Genomic DNA, 21,144 nt, shown 5'->3' with positions numbered 1-21,144 from the left:
TGTGGTCAGTGCTTGTGGGGTCAGTTCTTGGTGGCGCCGGCGAGCATCCCGGCGACGAGGAAGCGTTGGGAGAACAGGAAGACGACGAGGACGGGCGTGATCGCCAGCAGGGTGGCCAGCGCGAGGACCGGGCGCTGGACGGCCAGCGTGCCGATGGTCGGGTTGAACTGCGGGACGTCGTTGAGCAGCGTGCCAAGGCCGACCTGGACCGGGAACTGGTCGCTCTCCGGCAGCAGCACGTAGGGCAGGAAGTAGTTGGTCCAGTTCGCCACGAAGCTGAAGAACCCGACCAGCGCGACGACCGGGGTGGCCAGCGGCAGCGCGACCCGGCGGAACACGCCCAGCTCCGAGCAGCCGTCCAGCCGGGCCGCGTCCAGCAGCTCCCGCGGCAGCGCGGTGGTGAAGTAGATGTAGGCCAGGTACACGCCGAACGGGTAGAAGGAGTACGGCAGGATGACCGACCACATCGACCCGATCAGGCGCACCGCGTTGAGTTCCAGGAACAGCGGCACCACGAGGGTGGCGTTGGGCATCAGCATGACGACGAGGGTGGCGATCAGCAGTGCGCGCCGGCCACGGAACTCGGTCATCGCGAGCGCGTACCCGGCGGGGATCGCCACGCACAGGGTGATCACCAGCGCGAGGAACGAGTAGAGCGCGGAGTTGCGCAACCACACCAGGATCACGTTGCCCTGGTAGGCCGTCAGCGCCTCCCAGTTGGCCTTCAGGGCAGTCCACGAGCCGGGGGACAGCGGGTTGTCGTGCACGAGCTGCTCGTCGGTCTTGGTGGCGGCCAGTACGAGCCAGAGCACCGGAACCACGAAGAAGACCAGGAACAGCACCAGGACCAGGGCGGGCAGGGGATTGCGCGACCGGCGGCGCGAAGGCCCGGACCGCCGCGCCGTGGATCCCGGCGTGGCGGGGGAGAAGGCGGGCGCGGCGGGCCGCCGCAGATCAGTCGGCATCGAAGAACCTCGACCTGGTGACGAAAACGCCCGCCACAACGAGCCCGACCACCAGCAGCTCGACCGAAACCGCGGCGGCGGTGCCGACGTTGTTGTTCTGGAAGGCGAAGTCGTAGGACAACTGGTTGAGCGAGTAGTCCCGGCCGGCCACGCCGACACTGGCCTGCGAGAGCAGTTGCGGCTCGACGAACAGCTGCGCGCCGCCGGCGAACGCCAGGATCACCATGTAGACGATCCACTTGCGCAGCAACGGGATCTGGATGCGCCACGCGGTGCTCCACCCGCCGGCGCCGTCGATCCGGGCCGCTTCGAGCACTTCCGGGGAGATGGTGTTCAACGCCCCGTACATCACCACGATCCAGCCGCCCGCGCCGGTCCAGAACGCGATCAGGGTGAACAGCACCGGCAGGTGGTCGATCGCGATCACCTCGCCGAAGGTGCCGAACCCGAACGCACGCAACAGGAAGCTCACCGGGCTGACCGCCGGGTCGAGCATGAACAACCACACCAGCACGCTCGCCGCCCCGGCGAGCGCGCCGGGAAGGTAGTACAGCAACCGCAATGCCCGGCTCAGCCCGCGTGCGGCCAGCCGGTGCAGCAACAGTGCCAGAGCGACGACGAACACCACCAGTGCGGCCAGCCAGAACAGCAGGTACAGCGCGACGTGCCCGACCGCGGCGGCGAACCGGAAGTCGCTCGCCGCGGTCACGAAGTTCCGCAGCCCGGCGAAGTTCGCGCCCGCGTCGGTGAAGGCGAAGTAGATCGCATACGCGGTCGGCACCACCCCGAAGGCGACCAGCAGCGTCGCATAGGCGGCGACGAACCCGTGACCGGCCCGGCCGGGCCACCGCACCCGGCGCGCCGCGGCTCGTCCGTCCGGAGTGGACAGCGAACTCACTTGGTCACCTGGTAGCCGTTGGTCTGCGCGTAGTTCACGATGGAGGTCTGCCAGTCCGGCAGCATCGACACGATGGTCTTGCCCGCGGTCAGGCCCGGTGTGACGGTGGCCGCCCAGATCGCCTCCTGGCTGAACTGCCCGTAGCCCCACCCCGGCCAGACCTGGCCCGCCGCCTCCTGCAACGGGCGGGCGATGTCGCCGGCGTAGTAGCCCGACGAGGCCTGGTTGGCCAGCCAGGTCTTGGCGGCGGGCGCGTAGGCCGGATAGCCGGGCGCCTGCTTGCCCTGGTAGTCGTCCGATGTGGTCACCCAGGTCAGGAAGTCGGTGGCGGCCTTGAGGTTGGCGCTGTGCGCGGACAGCAGCCAGGTGCCGCCGCCGACGTTGCCGACCGAGGGCTTGTCGTCGCCGGGCCACTGCGGCATCGGCGCGACCGCTATCTGGCCGGCCGGGGTCTTGAACGAGCCCTGGAACAGCGAGCCGCCGTACCACGACGGGCCGGGCAGCATCAGGATCTTGTCCGCCGAGTTCTTGTCGAAGTCGGAGCTGAACACGCTGGTGGTGGCGATGCTCCCGGCTTTGATCAGGGTGTCCAGCAGCGTGGCCATCCGGGTGCACTCCGGGCTGGAGGTGTTGACTGTCACCGCTTTGGGGCCGGTGATCTGGTTGGCGCCGCACTTGCCCGCCCACAGGTAGATCTCCGGGGTGAACGTGTCGCCCGCCGTGCCGACCAGGTAGCCGGGGTGTTCGGCGGCGACCTTCTGGCCCAGTGCCTGGTAGTCCGGCCAGGTGGCCGGCACGGTGTAGCCCCACTGCTTGAGCAGCGTCGCGTTGTACCACAGCACAGTCTGGGACAAGTCGTTGCGCAGGCAGTAAAGTGTGCCGTCCACCGTGCACGGGTCGTTGGCGCCGGGCGCCCAGCTGTCCAAAAGGGACTGCTGGATCAGCCCTTTGTTCAGCGGGGCGGTGAAGCCCGCGTCCTTGGCCCAGGTGACCTCGTTGTTCTGCGAGCTGAAGACCACGTCGGGCCAGCCGTCACGAGTCCGGTTGAACAGGCTCACCTTGGTCTGCAGGTAGTTCGAGCCGTTGGCGTCCCCGTCGTAGCTGACGATGTCCATCTTCACGTCGGGATGCTGCTTCTGGTACTGCTGGGCGGCGGCCATCCGGGTCGAGTCCACCCACACCGTGAGCGTGCCGCCGTTCTGCGGCACGGGCGTGAAACCGTTCTGTGCGCCCGTGGCTGGGCCGCCATCGCCACCACCGCAGGCCGACAGCGTGAGCGCGGCGGCCACTGTCAGGAGTGCGGCTCGGCTGGTGCGGGATGTGCGCGCGCCGACCGCGCGGATCGTGGCTGTCATTGAGCTGCTCCACTACGTTGTGGCGCCCGCCAGCCAGGCCGGGCAGGTGTCGGTACGGGATGTGTCTGGCTCATCGCGGTGCCGCCGGGTGTGCGCCCGGCGACTGTGTGGCGATCACTTGATGGCGGCAGGGGATCGACTGGTTCCCCATGACAGCGGGCCGTGCCGCCTCGCGTCAAGGTCATGGGCATGCCTATTTCCAAGATCTTTTGCCAGATCGGCGTCGTTTGATCCGGTTTATGCTCGTTTGTCCGACCATGTGAGCGTGAACATGCCAGATAAGTCGTATACATTTCCGGCCGGGTCGAACGGGGCTTGACCCTGGCGGGCCTGAGGGAGGATCGTGGTCGGCGTGCGGCCGGCAGGGGCAAATCGCCTGACAGGGTGTTAGCGCTAACATCCTGTCGGGCCTGCCGGTGTCCGCGAATGTCTGTTGTGGACTCATGCGTGGCAGCTGGCTGCCCGTCGCGTCCTGGGCGGCGGGCCAACCGTCCCAAGGAGAGAAGCAATGAAGCCTCCCTTCGCGTCCCGCTCCGGTCCCGTGGTGCGCCGGCGGTCCTTCCGGACGGCCGTGGCGCTCGCGGCGACGGTGCTCGCCACGGCGTCGGCGGCGATGACCTTCGCGCGGCCCGCGGCCGCGGCCGGTACGGGCCCCTGCGACATCTACGCTTCGGGCGGCACTCCCTGCGTAGCGGCGCACAGTACGGTGCGAGCGCTCTATGGCTCCTACAACGGCAACCTGTACCAGGTCAGACGTTCCTCGGACAACTCGAGCAAGGACATCGCCGTGCTGGCGCCGGGTGGCACCGCCAACGCGGCGACGCAGGACTCCTTCTGCGCGGGCACTTCCTGCGTCATCACGGTGGTGTACGACCAGTCCGGGCACGGCAACGACCTGTGGTACCAGGGATCCAGTGTGGTTCCGGGGTCGAGCCAGAGCAGTCCGGCGAGGGCGGGCACCGAGTCGCTGACAGTCGGTGGCAGCAAGGCATATTCGCTGTACATCAACCCTGGCAACAGCTACTGGCGCGACGGCCACCTGACCGGTGTCCCTACCGGCACCGCGCCCGAAGGCATGTACATGGTGACCAGTGGCACGCATGTCAACGGCGGCTGCTGTTTCGACTACGGCAACAGCGAGACGACCCGGAAGGCCGACGCCGCCGGGGCGATGGACTCGATCAACTTCAGCACCCAGTGCTGGTTCGGGGGTTGCTCCGGAACCGGTCCATGGGTGCAGGCCGACCTCGAGTGGGGCCTCTACCCGGGCGGCAGCCAGTCCTGGAACCCCAACCAGCGGGCGTTGCCCAACAAGTACGTCACGGCGATGCTGAAGAACAACGGGACCTCGCGGTTCGCCATCAAGGGCAGCAACGCGCAGGCCGGCAGCCTGGCCACGATGTGGGACGGTTCCCTGCCGCCCGGCTACAACCCGATGAAGAAGCAGGGGGCGATCGTGCTTGGCAGCGGCGGTGACTGCTGCAAACCCGGTGGTGGCGCCAACCTGAGCGCGGGCACGTTCTACGAAGGAGCCATGGTCGCGGGTTACCCGTCCGACGCGACCGAGAACGCGGTGCAGGCGAACATCGTCGCCGCCGGGTACAGCACCGGTGGAACCGGCCCCAGCGGCCAGATCCGGGCGGTCGGCGCGGGCAAGTGCCTGGACGTGGCGAACACGTCCGCCGGTACCCAGTCGCGGATCTGGGACTGTGGCGGCGGCAGCAACCAGAGCTGGGGCCGCACGAGTTCCGGTCAGCTCACCGTTGCGGGCGGATCGATGTGCCTGGACGCCAACGGGCAGGGCACCAGCCCGGGAACCAAGGTCGTCATCTGGTCGTGCAACGGTCAGGCCAACCAGCAGTGGACGGTCAACGCCAACGGCACGATCACCGGCACGCAGTCCGGCCTGTGCCTGGACGTCACCGGCGCGTCCACCGCCAACGGGGCCTTGGTCGAGCTGTGGACCTGCAACGGCGGCAGCAACCAGCAATGGAACCTCAGCTGAATTCGAGTCCACTGTGGAGTCCGAGCGGGGAGGACCGGTGATGAGACTCCTGAGCAGATCACGACTGGCACGGCTGGCGGCGGCCGGGTTGCTCGCGTTGGCGATGGCGCCGGCGGTCGCGGTGCTGACGCCGATACCCGCACAGGCGCTGGACAACGGCCTCGCGCGGGTCCCGCAGATGGGATTCAACGACTGGAACGCCTACGGCTGCAACGTGTCCGAGTCGTTGATCAAGTCGACCGCGCTGGCCATGCACAACAACGGCATGCAGGCCGCGGGATACCAGTACGTCAACATCGACGACTGCTGGTCGGCCAAAAACCGGGACGGCAACGGCAACCTGGTGCCGGACCCGGCGAAGTTCCCGGACGGTATCGCCGGAACCGCCGCGTATGTCCACTCGCTCGGGCTGAAGCTCGGCATCTACTCGGACGCCGGAACCGCGACCTGCGCCGGCTATCCGGGCAGTCTCGGCCACGAACGCCAGGACGCCACCAGCTTCGCCGCGTGGGGCGTGGACTACCTGAAGTACGACAACTGCAACAACCAGGGCGTCAACGCGCAGCAGCGCTACACCGCGATGCGGGACGCGCTGGCGTCGACCGGGCGGCCGATCCTGTTCAGCCTGTGCAGCTGGGGCCAGGACAGCGTCTGGACCTGGGGCGCGGGCGTCGGCAACAGCTGGCGGACCACGGGTGACATCCAGCCGAACTACAACAGCATGCTCTCGATCTTCCGCAGCAACGTCGGCCTGGCACGGTACGCGGGGCCGGGTGGCTGGAACGACCCGGACATGCTCGAGGTCGGCAACGGCATGTCGGCCACCGAGGACCGCGCTCATTTCAGCCTCTGGGCCGAGATGGCCGCGCCGCTGATCGCGGGCACCAACATTCCCGCGGCCAGCGCGACCACTCTGGGCATTCTCAACAATTCCAGGGTGATCGCGGTCGACCAGGACCCGCTCGGCAAGCAGGGCACCATGGTGTCCTCGTCCGGTGGCCGGGATGTGCTGGCCAAGCCGCTGGCCAACGGTGACGTGTCGGTGGTTCTGTTCAACGAGACCGGCTCCGCCGCCACGATCTCCACCACCGCCGCGGCGATCGGCAAGACCGGCGCCAGTAGCTACACGCTGACCGACCTGTGGAGCGGCGCCGCGTCCAGCACGTCCGGCTCTATCAGTGCCTCGGTGCCCGCTCACGGTGTCGTGATGTACCGGGTGGCCGGCGCAACCGGCGGGGGAGGGTCGAGTACCGGCGCGGTGCACGCGGTCGGCGCCGGAAAGTGTCTGGAGGTCCCGAACTCGTCGGCCACGCCGGGGGTGCAGGTGGCCATCAGGGACTGCGTTACCCAGCCGAACCAGACCTGGACGCGCACCAACGGCAACCAGCTGAGCGTCTACAGTGGAACTTCGGCCATGTGCCTCGATGCCTACAACAACCAGACGAGCCCCGGTACGAAAGTCGTGATCTGGTCCTGCAACAGCCAGGCCAACCAACAATGGCTGTTCAACGCGGACGGCACCGTCACCGGTGTCCAATCAGGACTGTGCCTCGACGTCACCGGGGCGTCCACGGCGAACGGCGCCCTCGTGGAACTGTGGACCTGCAATGGGGGCAGTAACCAGCAGTGGCGGTTGGCGTCCGCCTGAGCGTCTGCCGGTTACGCGTGGACCCAGCCGTGGTAGGCGGCTGGGTCCACGTTGCCGCCGCAGATGATGGTGACCACGTGCCGTCCGGCGAAGCGGTCCCGGTCTTCCAGGACCGCCGCGATGCCCAGCGCGGCCGACGGTTCGACCACCAGGCCGGCGTGCTCGAGCAGCATCCGCATCCCGGCGATGATCGACTCCTCCCGGACCAGCACGGCGTCGTCGGCGACCAGGAGGAGGTCGCCGAGGACCTCGGGAATGGGCCGCCGTCCGGCGACGCCGTCGGCGATGGTGTTCGTCGGGCCGGTGGTGACGACGCGCCGTTCGTGCCAGGAACGTGTCATCGCCGGTGCACCCAACGGCTGGACACAGATCACCTCGACGCCGGGCGCCAGTTCCTTCACCACATGCCCCACCCCGGTTGCCATCGCCCCGCCGCCCAGTGCGATGAGCACGGCGTCGAAGGACGGCGGGGTGCGCACCAGTTCCAGGCCGATGGTCGCCGCACCCGTACAGGTCTCGATGTCAAGGCTGTCCTCGACCAGGCGGATGCCCTCGTGCCGCGCGATCTCCGCCGCCCGCTCGCGGGCCTGCTCGTGGTCGCCGTCCACCAGCTCCAACCGGGCGCCCAGCGCACGGATGCGATCGAGTTTGGCCACCGTCGCATGGCGAGAAGCCACGACGGTGACGTCCAGCCGCCGGCCGCGACCGGACCACGCGAGGGCTTGGCCCAGGTTGCCCGCGCTGGCGCACACCGCGGCTCGCACGCCGTTGTCAGCGAGCACGCTTGCGACCACCTCAGTGCCGCGGCCCTTGAAGCTGCGCACCGGGTTCGCCGTCTCGAGCTTGATGCTCACCGAGCAGCCAAGGCCGGGCTCGAGCGCTTCACAGCGGTACAGCGGGGTGTCGAGGAAGACCGGGTCGATCACCTGCCGAGCCGCCTGGATCCGGCTCAGGTCCAGCCGTGTTTCCCCCATGACACACGAGCGTAGCCGATACCGCTCCGGCCGGGTGGCCGCCCGCACGAAGCGGCCGGACTCCGGGGAGGTTCCCAGAATCCGGCTTCGGGGTGCCGGGGTGGCGGGAAGGGCGCCACCCCGGCGTGGGACTGGTTATCCGAGGGTCCACTGCTGGTTGCTGCCGCCGTTGCAGGTCCACAGTTCGACCGGGGCGCCCTCGGCGGTGGACGCACCGGTGACGTCCAGACACAGTCCTGATTGGACACCGGTGACCGTGCCGTTGGAGTTGACCGTCCACTGCTGGTTGGCCTGGCCGTTGCAGGACCACGTAACGACCTTCGTGCCCGCGCTGGTGCCCTGGCCGTAGGCGTCCAGGCACAGCGTCGTGCCGCCGACGGTGACCGTCAGCTGGTTGGACGAGGACCGCGTCCAGGTCTGGTTCGGCTGGTTGTTGCAGGCGTTGATCTGCAGTTGCGTGCCCAGCGTGGTGTTCGGTGCGTTGAGGCACTTGCCCGCGCCCACCGCGTGCAGCGGCCCGGTGGTCGTTCCGCCGCCACCCGTGCCGTAGCCGGCCGCGGTGATGTTGGCCTGTACCGCGTTCTCGGTGGCGTCGGACGGATAGCCGGAGGTCATCACGCCTTCGTAGAAGGTGCCCGCGGAGCCGATGCTGTTGTCGCCACCGGTGCCGAGGATGATGGCGCCTTCCTTGCGCATCGGGTTGTAACCGGCCACGTTCGGCCGTGCTCCGTTGTAGAAAGTGGACAGACCGCCGGACTGCGCGTTGCCGGCCCGGATGGCCCAGTGGTTGGGCTCGCCCTTGATGATCGCGGTGAGGTAGCGGTAGTTGACGGTGGGGTCGTTGGAGTTGAAGCCCGCGTTCACCCCGGAGAACAGGCCGTTCTCCAGATCGGCCATCACCCATGGGCCGGGACCGGTGCCGTAGCCCCAGACCTTGATGTTGCCGAAGTAGATGGCCTCCATCGTGCCGTTGCCGTTGTCCCGGCTGTTGCGTTCGGCGTTGCCGTAGTCGAAGCAGCAGCCGCCGTTGTAGTGCGTGCCGTCGAAGATCGCGTACATTCCCTCCGGCTGGTCACCGGTCGCGACACCGTTGGTGTTGTTGTTGCGGTATCCGGTGCCTGGAGCCACGAACACGCCATAGGCCTTCTGCCCGCCGATGGTGATCGGTGCCGCGTTGGCGTTCGCGAGGTTGTCGTACCCGCCGGGTGCCGGGCCGGGGAACCCGCCGGGTGGCGCCTGGGTGAGGCGGTTGTTGCGGCCGGACTGGTCGTAGATGATCGTGATCAGGCAGGTTGTGCCGGCGCAGAACGAGTCCTGCGTGGCGGCGTTGGCCACGCCCCCTGCGGCGACCGGCGCGATGTCCCTCGTGGTGTTGTCCGACGAGCGCCTGACCTGGTAGAGCGGGCCGTTGTACGTGCCGTACAGCGCCCGGGTGGTGCTGTGGGCGGCCACGCAGGGCGTGCCGCCGGCGGCGTAGATGTCACATGGTCCCTGCGTGGCCGCCTGGGACTGGGCCGCCGTCCCGACGGTGACGCCGATCGCGAGCGCTGTCGCCGCGCCGGCCGCCAGGAGTGTCCTCTTGGTACGCGGCGTCCATGGTCGAAAGACCATAGTGAACTCCTTTGTTCAATGGTCGCAGAGAGCGGCAGGCCGGCCTGCCGGCGGTCCGCCTGTCTGTGTTAGCGCTAACATTTTTGGGGCGAGGGGTCCGGGCCTCCAAGATCGGGTTTCGGGTGCCTGAGCGAGCGACGCCCATCACTATCACGCCGAGGCGCGGCGCGCGTCAAGGACGGTTCCGGGTGCGGCACGCGCTTCGGCGGCAAGGCGGACATCCGGCGCATTTCGGCACCGGTGGGGATCCGGACAGCGAGTGTCGCATGAGGACAGTGCGCACGCCCGGCGACCCTGCGGTGCGGCGACACCGGGCTGCGGGACGCGCGTCCATCCAGTCGAACCGGTTCGACCGTGCGGCCGGTGGCGGAGGGTGACCACTGGATGACCCCGGTTGGCGGAGTGCCTTCGCCGGATGGAGTCGATACAGTCCGTTCTGGGAGCGCTCCCAGAATTGTGTCCCTGCCTGTCCACGGTCGGCGGATGTCCACTGTGGATATGTCACAACGAGGTGAGCCCATGAGACACAGTCCTGTCGTGGTCGCCGCCGCGATCGCCGCCGCTGTCGTTCTGCCCGCCGGCCAGGCCGGTGCGGCGAGCGGGCTGCGGGATCTGGCCGCGGCGAAAGGTGTCTACTTCGGTACGGCGGCCACCGTCAGCGAGTGGAACGACGCCACGTACAAGGCCCTGGGTGCCCGGGAGGCGAACATGCTGACCCCGGGCAACGAGATGAAGTGGGACACCACGGAACCCAGCCAGGGCCGGTTCAACTTCGCCCCGGCGGACTCCCTGGTGTCCGCGGCGGTCGCGGCGAACCAGCGGGTGCGTGGCCACACCCTGGTCTGGCACAGCCAGACGCCCAGCTGGGTGCAGAATCTCGGCGCCACCGCGCTGCACCAGGCGATGCTCGACCACATCAACGCCGAAGTCGGGCACTACAAGGGAAAGCTGTACTCGTGGGACGTCGTGAACGAGGCGTTCAACGAGGACGGCACCCGCCGCCAGTCGTTCTGGCAGCAGAAACTCGGTGACGGCTACATCGCCGACGCCTTCCGCGCGGCTCGTGCGGTCGATCCGGCCGCGAAGCTGTACTACAACGACTACAACACCGACGGCATCGGCGCGAAGAGCGATGCCGTGTACGCCATGGTCAAGGCGTTCAAGCAGCAGGGCGTGCCGATCGACGGCGTCGGCCTGCAGGCGCACCTGATCCTCGGCCAGGTGCCGAGCTCGATGCAGCAGAACATCCAGCGGTTCGCCGACCTGGGCGTCGAGGTGGCGATCACCGAGCTGGACGTGCGGATGACCACACCGTCCACTTCGGACAAGCTGGCCACGCAGGCGTCGGACTACACCAAGGTGGCCAACGCGTGCCTCGCCGTGCGGGGTTGCGTCGGCATCACCACCTGGGGCCTGTCGGACAGGTACTCCTGGATCCCGTCGACGTTCCCCGGCGAGGGCGCCGCGCTGCCGTTCGACGAGAGTTTCCAGCCGAAGCCCGCGTACAACTCGCTGTACGTAGCCTATGGCGGCACTGGAAACCCACCGCCACCGCCGCCGCCACCACCTGGTGACAAGACCTGCGCCGCGACCTACGCGATCGTCGGTCAATGGGCGGGCGGGTTCCAGGGCGAAGTCCGTGTCACCGCGGGCAGCGCGGCGATCAGCGGCTGGACCGTCACCTGGACGTTCGCGAATGGACAGACGATCACTTCCTCGTGGAGCGCGGCGATCACGGCCAGCGGGTCCGCGATCACAGCGAACAACGTCGGCTACAACGGCCCTGTGGGCGCCGGTGGGAGCACGACATTCGGGTTCCTGGGAACGTGGAACGGAACCAACAGCGCGCCGAGTCCTGTTTGTACCGGACGGTGAGCGGAGTGCTGCGACGGATCCTGACCGCCTGCGCCGCGCTCGCGCTGCTGACCGTGCCGGTCGTCCCGGCGAACGCGGCCACCGGCTGTGAGGTCACGTACACCACCAACGACTGGAACACCGGCCCCGGCCAGGGCGGGTTCGGCGCCGCGGTGATGGTGAAGAACCTCGGCGACCCGGTCACGGCGTGGACCCTGCGGTTCGCCTTCCCGAGCGGTCAGCAGCTGTCCGGAACCGGTTGGGGCGCGACGTGGTCGCAGTCGGGTGCGGCGGTGACGGCCACGAACATGCCGTGGAACGGCACCCTCGCGACCGGCGGGTCGGCCTCGATCGGGTTCAACGGGACGTGGACCGGCAGCAACCCGAAGCCGACCGCGTTCTCCGTCAACGGCGTCATGTGCAACGGGTCGAACGCACAACCGAAGGTGGCCATCACCAGTCCCGCCTCCGGAGCCACGTTCGCCGCCCCGGCCGCGATCACGGCCACCGCGACCGCCAGTGACACCGACGGCAGCGTGGCCCGGGTCGACTTCTCGCTCGGTTCCTTCCAGGCGAGCTCGACGACCGCGCCCTACCAGGTGACGTTCGCCAACGTGCCCGCGGGCGCCTATCAGCTCACCGCCCGGGCGACCGACGACAAGGGCGGGGTCGGGGTGTCCGAACCGGTCAGTGTCACCGTGACCGGTTCCGCGAGCGCCGCACCGGCATTGCACGTGTCCGGCAACAAGCTGCTGACCGCGTCCGGCGCCACCTACCGGCTGCTCGGCGTGAACCGGTCCGGCGGCGAGTTCGCCTGCATCCAGGGCAACGGCATGTGGGATGGGCCGATGGACCAGGCCTCGATCACCGCCATGCGGTCGTGGAAGGTCCGGACCGTGCGGGTGCCGTTGAACGAGGAGTGCTGGCTCGGCACCGCCGACGTCCCCGCGGGTGGCGCCAGCGGGAGCGCGTACCAGCAGAATGTCCGGTCCTACATGAACCTGCTGATCGCCGCCGGTATCACGCCGATCGTGGAAATGCATTGGAGCTATGGGCAGTACGGCGGTGCGGGAGCCAACTGCACGGACACGAAGGCCCTCTGCCAGAAACCGATGCCGGACGCCCAGTACGCCGCCGCGTTCTGGACGGGGGTGGCGAACGCGTTCAAGGGCAACGACGCGGTGGTGTTCGACCTGTTCAACGAGCCGTTCCCGGACATTCCGGCCAATGACGTGACGGCGGGCTGGCGGTGCTTCCGCGACGGCGGCACCTGCCCGGGCATCGGCTACCAGGTGGCGGGGTTCCAGAGCCTGGTGACCGCCGTCCGGTCGACCGGCGCGACCAACGTGCTCATGGTCGGCGGCCTGACATGGTCGAACAACATCGCGCAATGGCCGCAGTACAAGCCGGTGGACCCGTTGAACAACCTGATGGCCTTCGCCCATGTGTACAACTTCAACGCCTGTGTCAGCACGAGCTGCTGGGACAGCCAATGGGCGCCCGTGGCCGCGCAGGTGCCGTTGACCATCAGTGAGATCGGCGAGAACGACTGTGCGCATGGGTTCATCGACCAGGTGATGGCCTGGGCGGACGCGCACGGCGTCGGGTACCTCGGGTGGACCTGGAACGCGTGGCCGTGCACCAGCGGCCCGGCGCTGATCACCGACTACGCCGGGACACCGACCGCCTTCGGCCAGGGGTTCAAGGACCACTTGTCCGCGGTGTCCAGTTAGGACTCCGGTTCCCCGCCGACGCACCGGCGGGGAACCGGAACCGGTCCCGGCGGCTGGGCCGATCGCCTGATCGGAAATCATCGCGAATGGGTCTTGACGGAGATCGTGTTAACGATAACATGACCCGTGGGGTTTCTGCGCTCGATCTGTCCACTATGGACGGTAAAAACGTCCAATCTGGATCGTTCGGGTAGTGAAAATCCTTGCGCGGCTATCATTCTCTCCCTATCGTGCGGCGATGTGAGTGAAATTCACGATCCAGGGGGCGGGTGATGAACGTGGCGTTGGTCTTGGGTGCGTCCTTGACCAAGCGATTCGGCGGGGTGCCGGCACTGGACAGGGTCGACTTCGAGGCGCGGCCGGGGGAGGTGACGGGAGTCATCGGCGCGGGTGGCGCCGGGAAGTCCACCCTGTGCGCGGTGCTCACCGGCCGGGTCCGGCCGGACGAGGGCGAGGTCCGCGTGACCGGGCCGTCGGTGCTGATCCAGGGCGAACCGGCGCTGGCCGCCGAGGCGACCGTGGCCGAGAACCTGTGGCTCGGCGCCGAGCCGAGAAGGGCGTTCGGGCTGGTCGACCGGGCCGAGATGACCCGGCGGGCCCGGATCGTGCTGGCCCGGCTGGGCAGCCGGCTCGACCCGGGGGCACCGGCCGGCGGGTTGCCGCTCGAGCAGCAGCGGATCGTCGAGATGGCGCGCGCCCTGGCGGTCGGTGCCGAGCTGGTCGTGCTCGACGACCCGGCGGCGGCCGTCCCGTCGGCGCGGATCGGCGAGCTGCTCGCGGCGGTCCGGCGGCTGGCGGCCACCGGCGTGACGGTCGTCTATGCCACGCCGCGTTCCTGCGAACTCGCCCAGGTGGCCGACCGCGCCACCGTCCTGCGGTCCGGGCGTGGTTTCGGGCCGTATCCGGCGGATGATGCCCTGGACCTGGCCGCGTCGGCGTTCGCCCGGGAAAGCACGCCGTCGACGGCCGAAGGGCGTCCGCTGGACGGCGTCGTGCTCGACGTACGGGGCCTGCGGGCCGGGCGGCTGGTGGAGGACGTCTCGTTCGGCGTCCGGTCCGGTGAGATCGTCGCGCTGGTCGGGCCCGGGGCGGACGAGGTCGTGGCGAGCCTGGCGGGCAGCGCGGTCGTGCGGTCCGGGCGCATCCTCGTGCACGGCGAACCCCTCCGGCCGCGGCGGCCCAGCGACGCCGCCCGGGCCGGGATCGGCTACCTGGCCGGGTCGGCGGACCTGCTCGCCACCGGCTCGGTCGGCGGCAACATCGCCGTCGCGCAGCCACACCTCGGCTGGCTCGGGCGCTCGCGCTCGCGGCGGGTGGTGTCCATGGCCGCGAAGCTGCTCAGGACCGGTCTGCCGGCCGCCGACCGGATGGTGGCCACCCTCCCGGCCGCGGAACGCCACCGGGTCGCGCTGGCCCGGATGCTGATGGCCGAGTACGAGATTCTCCTGCTCGCCGAGCCCGTCGCCACCGATCATGGCGCCCACAAGGCCATCCGGGAACTGGCGGACGCGGGTACGGCGATCGTGGTGGCGTTCGGGGTGGTCACCGACGCGCTGGCGGTGGCCGACCGGGTCGTGCTGTTGCGCAACGGGCGGAGCGTCGGCGAGGCCGAGGTGCCCGGCCTGTCCACCCAAGACGTGATCCGGTGGTCCGCGGGAATCCCGTGCGCGTCGTAACCGGCACGCGTCCCCTGGTCCTTGCCGTTGTGGCGTGCGGGCTTCTGGCGATGACCGGCTTTCCGGCGCAGGCCGTCGCGGGCGCGGTGATCGCCGCGACCGGGCTGATGATCGTCACCGCGGCGGGCGGGTTCGACCTGTCGATCGGCGCCGTGGCGGTCCTGTGCGGCGCGGTGTCCGCGCGACTCGCGACGTGCATGCCCGTCATCCTCGCGGTGACGGTGCCGATCGGGCTCGGTGTCGCATGTGGACTGATCAACGGCCTGCTGGCTCACCGCTGGCCGCCGTTCCTGGTGACGTTCGGCATGCTGGCCGCCGCGCAGGCCATCACGGCGTGGTTGCCGGAGAACTCGGCCGTTGCGGTCGCCCCGATCGTCACATGTGCTGTCGCGGCAGGGATCGCGGTCGGTGCGCATGTCGTTCTCGCCCACACCGTGTGGGGCTTTCACGTGTCGTTCGTGGGATCCAATGAGGACGCCGCCGGGCACGCGGGCGTCGACGTGGCGAGGTTGAGGCTGTGGACCTATGTCGTGTCGGGTGGGCTGGCGTCGGTGGCCGGGGTCACCACGGCGCCCCCGGGGAACGGACTTTCCTTGCAGGTGGCGGCGATCGGCGCGGTCCTGCTCGGTGGGACCACGCTGAAGGGCGGCCGGGGCACGGTCGCGGCGACGGTCCTGGGCGCGGTCGCGGCCGGGACGGCGCTGGCGGCCGCGCATGAGTGGTTCCGTTGACCGCGTTGCAAGGCCTCGATGATCCGCCGCCCCTCCCGGAAGCCATGGTGCCGCGCGTGAGCAGGCATGTCAGCCGGTTTACGTGGACGCGCGGATGGTGAGGGAGACCGGGAGGAGCTGGCGTCTGAGCGGTGGGGTGTGCCCGGCGAGGAGGTCCTGCAGGATCATGATCATGTGCCGGACCTGTTCGCCGGGTTCCTGGTGGACCGAGGTGAGCGGGGGCGTGAGGGTGGGCGTCATCGAGGGGTGGTCGTCGAAACCGACCACCGCCACGTCCTCCGGCACGCGACGGCCGTGGAACCGTAGCGCCTGCAATACACCGGCGGCCATCGGGTCACTCGCGGCGAAGACGGCGTCCAGATCGGGGTGGCGGGCCAGCAAACGGGTCATCGCCGCTTCGCCGCCCGCCTGGGTGAAGTCACCGCTCTCCGCCCGGCCCTCGGGCGAGATCCCGTGCTCGGCCAACGCCTTCTGCCACCCCAGCAGCCGGTCCTGGGCGGCCGGGTGGTCCTGCGAGCCACAGACCGTGACGATCCCGCGGCGGCCGCGTTCGAGCAGGTGAGTCGCGGCCAGCCGACCGCCGGCGACGTTGTCGTAGTCCACTGTGTACATACCCTTGCCCGCGTTTCCCGGGCGGCCGCCGAACACCACCGGGACGCGCATCAACCGCAGCGCGGTGGGCAGCGGGTCGCCCGCGTGCGGCGCGACGACGAGCGCCCCGTCGACGTGGCCGCCCTCGAGGAACTTCGTCGTGCGCTGGATGTCGTCCCGCGTGCCGACGAACATCACCAGCATCTGGCTGCCCCCGGTGGCCAGGATCCGGAAGGCCTCGCGCATCAGGGTCAGGAAGTACGGGTCGGTCAGCACCTTGGTCTCGGGCTCGGACAGGATCAGCGCGATCGCTCCGGTCCGCCGGGTCACCAGGGACCGGGCCGCCTGGTTGGGGGAGTAGCCGAGGTCGCGGGCGGCGGCGAGGACGGCTTCCCGCGCCCGGCGGCTGACGTAGGAGCCCTCGTTGAGCGCACGGGATGCCGTCGACCGGGACACCCCCGCGTACGCGGCGACGTCCTCCAACGTCGGCCGGTCGCCGCTCACACTCGACGCCATCCGTCACCCCTTCGTCAAGAGCATGTTCGGACTTCATTTTGGGAGCGCTCCCGTAACGAGGCCTTGACAGTACCAGCTAGGCGCGTAAAACTCGGGCATCACTTTCTGGGAGCGCTCCCAGATCGGTCCAATGAGGGGCACACTTATGCTCAGATCACTGCTCACCTGCGCGTCCGTGTTAGCGCTCACCGCCGCGGCCGGCTGCGCCAGCTCGTCGACGCCGTCGGACACCCCGTCGAGCACGGCGAACGGCCCGGTCGAGCTGACCATCGCGACCTTCGGCAAGTTCGGCTACGAGGACCTGCTCAAGCAGTACGAGCAGGCCCATCCCAATGTGAAGATCACGGCGCGGGTGACCGGTCAGGGCGGCCCGTTCCACCAGGAGTTCCTGACCAAGCTGGCCGCCGGCTCCGGGCTGGCCGACGTCCAGGCGCTGGAGGAGGGACACCTGTCGGACTTCCTGGACAAGGCCGACAAGTTCAACGACCTCGCCGAGATCGGTCCCAAGGACGCCGACGCGTCCCGGTGGCTGCCCTGGAAGTTCGAGGCGGGCAAGAGCAAGGGCGGCAAGCTGATCGGCTACGGCACCGACGTGGGCCCGCTGGCCATGTGCTACCGCAAGGACATGTTCGCCGCGGCCGGCCTGCCCAGCGAGCCGGACAAGGTCAAGGACCTGTTCGCCACCTGGGACAGCTACTTCGCGGCCGGTGACACGTTCGTGCAGAAGGGCGGCGGCAAGGCCTGGTTCGACTCGGCCTCGCAGATCTTCAACTCCATGGTCAACCAGCTCGACACGGGCTACATCAACAAGAGCGACGACTCGCTGGCGATCGAGTCCAACCCGAAGATCAAGCAGGCCTGGGACAAGGTCACCGGGGCGGTCACCCGCAACCAGAGCGCCAAGCTGACCGCGTTCAGCAACGAGTGGAACAGCGGCTTCAAGCAGGGCGCGTTCGCCACGAAGATCTGCCCGTCCTGGATGATCGGTGTGATCAAGGAACAGGCCGGCCCGGACAACGCGGGCAAGTGGGCGGTCACCGACGCCTTCCCCGAGGGCGGCGGCAACTGGGGCGGGTCGTACCTGACCGTGCCCAAGCAGAGCAAGCACCCCAAGGAGGCCGCCGAGCTGGCCGCCTGGCTGACCGCGCCGGAGCAGCAGCTGGCCGCGTTCAAGGCCGCCGGGCCGTTCCCGAGCCAGGTCAAGGCGATCGAGGCACCCGAGCTGCTGGCGACGACCGACGCGTACTTCGGTGGCGCCAAGACCGGTGAGATCTTCGCCAACCAGGCCAAGAAGGTGACCAAGGCCCAGTACAAGGGCCCGAAGGACGGCCAGATCCAGGAGAACGTGACCAGCCCGGCGCTGGCCGCGGTCGAGCAGGGCAAGAGCCCGGCGGACGGCTGGCAGCAGGCCGTCGACGGCGCGAAGAAGCTCGTCCGTTGACCCTGAAGGAACACGTCCGGACGGACATCCGGCCGGTCCCGCGGCAGCGCAAGACGCCGCGGGACCGGCTGGCGCGGCTGGACGTGAAGGCGTCGCCGTACCTGTACATCGCCCCGTTCTTCGTCGTGTTCGCCGTCGTCGGGCTGTTCCCGTTGCTGTACACGGGTTACGTCTCGCTTTTCCGCTGGGAGCTGGGCAGCGACAACCCTAAGTTCGTCGGGCTGCACAACTACGCGGAGCTGTTCGCCGACGACCAGTTCTACAAGGCGCTGACCAACACCTTCAGCATCTTCCTGCTCTCCAGCGGCCCGCAGATCGTCATCGCGGTCCTGCTGGCGGCACTGCTCAACGCGCGGCTGCGGATGCCCACCGCGTGGCGCGTCGGCGTGCTGCTGCCGTACGCGGCCAGCCTGGTGGCGATCGGGATCATCTTCGCCAACCTGTTCGGCCCCAACTACGGCCTGGTGAACTCGGTGTTCGAGGCGCTCGGGCTGGACCGGGTCGACTGGCAGGCCAACCGGTTCGCCAGCCACATCGCCATCGCGATCATGGTGAACTGGCGGTGGACCGGGTACAACACGCTGATCATCCTGGCCGCGATGAAGGCGATCCCGAAGGAGCTCTACGAGGCCGCCAGGGTCGACGGTGCCTCCGGGGTCCGCCAGTTCTTCAGTCTCACGCTGCCGCTGCTGCGGCCCACGCTGATCTTCGTGATCATCACCTCGACCATCGGCGGGCTGCAGATCTTCACCGAGCCCAAGCTGTTCGACGCCCTGCCCGGGTCGAACAACGGCGGTTCGACCAACCAGTTCCAGACCGTGACGCTGTACATGTACCAGACCGCGTTCGAGAGCCAGCACTTCGGCTACGCCTCGGCCATCGCCTGGGTGCTGTTCCTGGTGATCCTCCTCATCGCCTCGGTGAACTTCCTGCTCACCAGGCGGATCGCGTCGACCGGGGGCCCGTCGTGAAGCGGGCCGGGTTCTGGATCTACGGGTTGCTGACGGCGTTCGTGCTGGGTTCGGCGTTCCCGTTCTACTGGTCGTTCCTGGTGGCCAGCAAGGACAGCGGGATGCTCACCGACAAGGTGCCGCCGCTGATCCCGGGCGGCAACTTCTGGGCCAACGCGGCCAGGGTGTTCGACTCGGTCGAGTTCGTCAAGGCGTTGGTCAACAGCCTGATCGTGGCCGGGACGGTCACCCTGACCACGGTGTTCTTCTCGACGCTCGCGGGCTTCGCGTTCGCCAAGCTCCGGTTCCGCGGGCGGGATCCGCTGTTCGTGTTCATCGTGGCGACCCTCGCGGTGCCGACCCAGCTCGGCATCATCCCGCTGTACATGGCCATGGCCGACTTCGGCTGGGTCGGCGGGCTGTGGGCCGTGATGGTGCCCAACCTGGTCACCGCGCTGGGTGTCTTCTGGATGCGTCAGTACACAGTGGAGGCTGTGCCGTACGAACTGGTCGAGGCGGCCAGGATGGACGGCTGCAGCATGATCAAGGTGTACTGGCACGTCTGCCTGCCCGCGGTCCGCCCGGCCGCCGCGTTCCTGGGCATGTTCACGTTCATGACCTCCTGGAACGACTTCCTGTGGCCGCTGGTGGTGCTGGACGCGGGCAACCCGACGGTGCAGGTGGCCCTGGAGAAGCTGCAGAGCGGCTACTACATCGACTACTCGCTGGTGCTCGCCGGGACCACGCTGGCGACGGTACCGATTTTGATCGTTTTCGTCCTTCTCGGCAGGCAGATCGTCGCCGGGATCATGCAGGGCGCGGTGAAAGGATGAGCAGAGTGACTTTTCCGGCCGGCTTCGTGTGGGGCGCCGCGACCGCCGCGTTCCAGATCGAGGGATCGACCACAGTGGATGGCCGGTCCGACTCGATCTGGGACGCCTTCTGCAGGGTCGACGGCGCGGTCCGCAACGGCGACACCGGGGATCCCGGTGCCGACCACTACAACCTGATGGCCGACGACGTGGCGCTGATGAAATCGATGGGCCTGCAGGCCTACCGGTTCTCGGTCGCCTGGCCCCGCGTGCGGCCGGACGGCGGCGCGGTCAACCCGCTGGGCCTGTCGTTCTACGACCGGCTGGTGGACACGTTGCTGGACAAGGGGATCACCCCCTGGCTGACGCTGTACCACTGGGACCTGCCGCAGAAGCTGGAGGACATGGGCGGCTGGGCGAACCGGGACACCGCCTACCGGTTCGCCGAGTACACCAACACGGTCACCGAGTGCCTCGCCGACCGGGTGGTGCACTGGACGACCCTGAACGAACCGTGGTGCAGTGCCTTCCTCGGCTACGCGGGCGGCATCCACGCGCCGGGCCGCACCGACCCGGAGGCGGCCACGGCCGCGGTCCACCACCTGATGCTCGCGCACGGGCTGGGCATGCGGGCGATCCGCGAGAACGTGCCGCGGGCGGTCGCCGGGGTCACGCTGAACCTGTTCCCGGTGGCCCCGGTCGACCCCGCCGACGAGTCCGATGTGGACGCGGCACGGGCCATCGACGGGTTGCAGAACAGGGTCTTCCTCGACCCGGTGTTCGACGGCAGCTACCCGGCGGATGTCCTGCCGGGCCTGGCCGAGCTCGTCCAGCCCGGGGACATGGAGCTGATCAGCGCACCCGTGGACTTCCTCGGGGTGAACTACTACCGCGACTACGTCGTCTCCGGTCACGGCGAGCCGCGGCTGCCCTCGGAGTGGGTGGGCGCCGAGCACGTCACCTTCCCGCCCCGCGACCTGCCGCTGACCGACAGCGGCTGGGAGGTCAACTCCGACGGGCTGACGACCCTGCTGGTCGACCTCGCCGACCGAGGGGTTCCCTTGTACGTCACCGAGAACGGGGCCGCCTACCCGGGTATCGAGGACGACGACCGGGTGACGTTCCTCGACGGCCACATCCGGGCCATCGGGGCGGCCATCGACCGGGGCGTCGACGTGCGCGGGTACTTCTGCTGGTCGCTGCTGGACAACTTCGAGTGGGCCGAGGGGTACGCGAAGAGGTTCGGCCTGGTGCACGTCGACTTCGCCACCCAGCAACGGACCCTCAAGCGGTCCGCGCACTGGTATGCGCGGGTGATCGCGGACAACGGGTTCGGCGAGTAGTGTCGAATCGGTTCGACTGACGCGCGCACCCGCCTGGAGCG

16 protein-coding genes are annotated in these 21,144 nt (G+C 68.8%); 10 read left to right on the top strand and 6 right to left on the bottom strand.

Annotated features, from left to right (window positions below; translation table 11 throughout):
- Positions 1–20: 20 nt before the first annotated feature.
- Genes AB0J95_RS15645 through AB0J95_RS15635 form a run of 3 tightly spaced genes read right to left on the bottom strand, consistent with a single transcriptional unit; the run spans position 21 to position 3,218 of the window.
- Entirely contained in the window at positions 21–965 is a 945-nt protein-coding gene (locus AB0J95_RS15645; protein WP_364757542.1) for a carbohydrate ABC transporter permease, read from the bottom strand.
- Positions 955–1,863 carry a sugar ABC transporter permease gene (locus tag AB0J95_RS15640; RefSeq protein ID WP_364757541.1) on the bottom strand — a complete coding sequence of 303 codons (909 nt, stop codon included), beginning with the start codon at positions 1,861–1,863 and terminating at the stop codon, positions 955–957. The genes AB0J95_RS15645 and AB0J95_RS15640 overlap by 11 nt, the downstream gene beginning before the upstream one ends.
- Positions 1,860–3,218: an extracellular solute-binding protein gene (locus AB0J95_RS15635; RefSeq protein WP_364757539.1), complete on the bottom strand. Its 1,359-nt coding sequence runs from the start codon at positions 3,216–3,218 to the stop codon at positions 1,860–1,862. Before AB0J95_RS15635 ends, AB0J95_RS15640 begins: the two co-directional genes overlap by 4 nt.
- A 508-nt stretch (positions 3,219–3,726) precedes the next feature.
- On the opposite strand from AB0J95_RS15635, the gene AB0J95_RS15630 reads away from it, so the two are divergent.
- Both AB0J95_RS15630 and AB0J95_RS15625 read left to right on the top strand, forming a co-directional pair.
- The gene (locus AB0J95_RS15630) at positions 3,727–5,223 is read left to right on the top strand and encodes an arabinofuranosidase catalytic domain-containing protein (protein WP_364757537.1); all 1,497 of its coding nucleotides are present in this window, start codon (positions 3,727–3,729) and stop codon (positions 5,221–5,223) included.
- A 40-nt stretch (positions 5,224–5,263) separates the two neighbouring features.
- Complete coding sequence (locus AB0J95_RS15625; protein WP_364757535.1) at positions 5,264–6,871, top strand: ricin-type beta-trefoil lectin domain protein; 1,608 nt, start codon at positions 5,264–5,266, stop codon at positions 6,869–6,871.
- 11 nt (positions 6,872–6,882) lie between these two features.
- Here AB0J95_RS15625 and AB0J95_RS15620 read toward each other — a convergent pair whose 3' ends face one another.
- The gene (locus AB0J95_RS15620; protein WP_364757533.1) at positions 6,883–7,845 is read right to left on the bottom strand and encodes a pyridoxal-phosphate dependent enzyme; all 963 of its coding nucleotides are present in this window, start codon (positions 7,843–7,845) and stop codon (positions 6,883–6,885) included.
- A gap of 135 nt (positions 7,846–7,980) precedes the next feature.
- Positions 7,981–9,456 carry an arabinofuranosidase catalytic domain-containing protein gene (locus AB0J95_RS15615; protein WP_364757532.1) on the bottom strand — a complete coding sequence of 492 codons (1,476 nt, stop codon included), beginning with the start codon at positions 9,454–9,456 and terminating at the stop codon, positions 7,981–7,983.
- Positions 9,457–9,975: 519 nt separating this feature from the next.
- Between AB0J95_RS15615 and AB0J95_RS15610 the strand changes: the two genes are divergently transcribed.
- From AB0J95_RS15610 to AB0J95_RS15595, 4 genes are all read left to right on the top strand, one after another.
- Entirely contained in the window at positions 9,976–11,331 is a 1,356-nt protein-coding gene (locus AB0J95_RS15610; protein ID WP_364757531.1) for an endo-1,4-beta-xylanase, read from the top strand.
- 5 nt (positions 11,332–11,336) lie between these two features.
- A complete protein-coding gene (locus tag AB0J95_RS15605; protein WP_364757529.1) occupies positions 11,337–13,043 on the top strand; it encodes a cellulase family glycosylhydrolase in 1,707 nt (568 codons plus the stop codon).
- A gap of 302 nt (positions 13,044–13,345) precedes the next feature.
- Complete coding sequence (locus AB0J95_RS15600; protein WP_364757527.1) at positions 13,346–14,719, top strand: ATP-binding cassette domain-containing protein; 1,374 nt, start codon at positions 13,346–13,348, stop codon at positions 14,717–14,719.
- Between the two features lie 50 nt (positions 14,720–14,769).
- Positions 14,770–15,450 carry a hypothetical protein gene (locus AB0J95_RS15595; protein WP_364757525.1) on the top strand — a complete coding sequence of 227 codons (681 nt, stop codon included), beginning with the start codon at positions 14,770–14,772 and terminating at the stop codon, positions 15,448–15,450.
- A 78-nt stretch (positions 15,451–15,528) separates the two neighbouring features.
- On the opposite strand, the gene AB0J95_RS15590 is transcribed toward AB0J95_RS15595, so the two are convergent.
- Positions 15,529–16,557, bottom strand: a complete 1,029-nt coding sequence (locus AB0J95_RS15590) for a LacI family DNA-binding transcriptional regulator (RefSeq protein ID WP_364757524.1) — start codon at positions 16,555–16,557, stop codon at positions 15,529–15,531.
- Positions 16,558–16,702: 145 nt separating this feature from the next.
- On the opposite strand from AB0J95_RS15590, the gene AB0J95_RS15585 reads away from it, so the two are divergent.
- Genes AB0J95_RS15585 through AB0J95_RS15570 form a run of 4 tightly spaced genes read left to right on the top strand, consistent with a single transcriptional unit; the run spans position 16,703 to position 21,103 of the window.
- A complete protein-coding gene (locus AB0J95_RS15585; protein WP_364757522.1) occupies positions 16,703–17,998 on the top strand; it encodes an extracellular solute-binding protein in 1,296 nt (431 codons plus the stop codon).
- 2 nt (positions 17,999–18,000) lie between these two features.
- On the top strand, positions 18,001–18,969 hold the full coding sequence (locus AB0J95_RS15580) for a sugar ABC transporter permease (RefSeq protein ID WP_364757979.1): 969 nt from the start codon (positions 18,001–18,003) through the stop codon (positions 18,967–18,969).
- Positions 18,966–19,781 (top strand): carbohydrate ABC transporter permease, encoded by an 816-nt coding sequence (locus tag AB0J95_RS15575; protein ID WP_364757520.1) that lies wholly within the window; start codon positions 18,966–18,968, stop codon positions 19,779–19,781. The genes AB0J95_RS15580 and AB0J95_RS15575 overlap by 4 nt, the downstream gene beginning before the upstream one ends.
- A complete protein-coding gene (locus AB0J95_RS15570) occupies positions 19,778–21,103 on the top strand; it encodes a GH1 family beta-glucosidase (RefSeq protein ID WP_364757518.1) in 1,326 nt (441 codons plus the stop codon). Before AB0J95_RS15575 ends, AB0J95_RS15570 begins: the two co-directional genes overlap by 4 nt.
- Positions 21,104–21,144: the final 41 nt, after the last annotated feature.

The organism is Actinocrispum sp. NPDC049592, assembly GCF_040675465.1.
GTDB lineage: Bacteria > Actinomycetota > Actinomycetes > Mycobacteriales > Pseudonocardiaceae > Kibdelosporangium.
The sequence above is the reverse complement of the archived record's forward strand: the minus strand, read 5'-3'. Positions and strand labels throughout refer to the sequence as shown.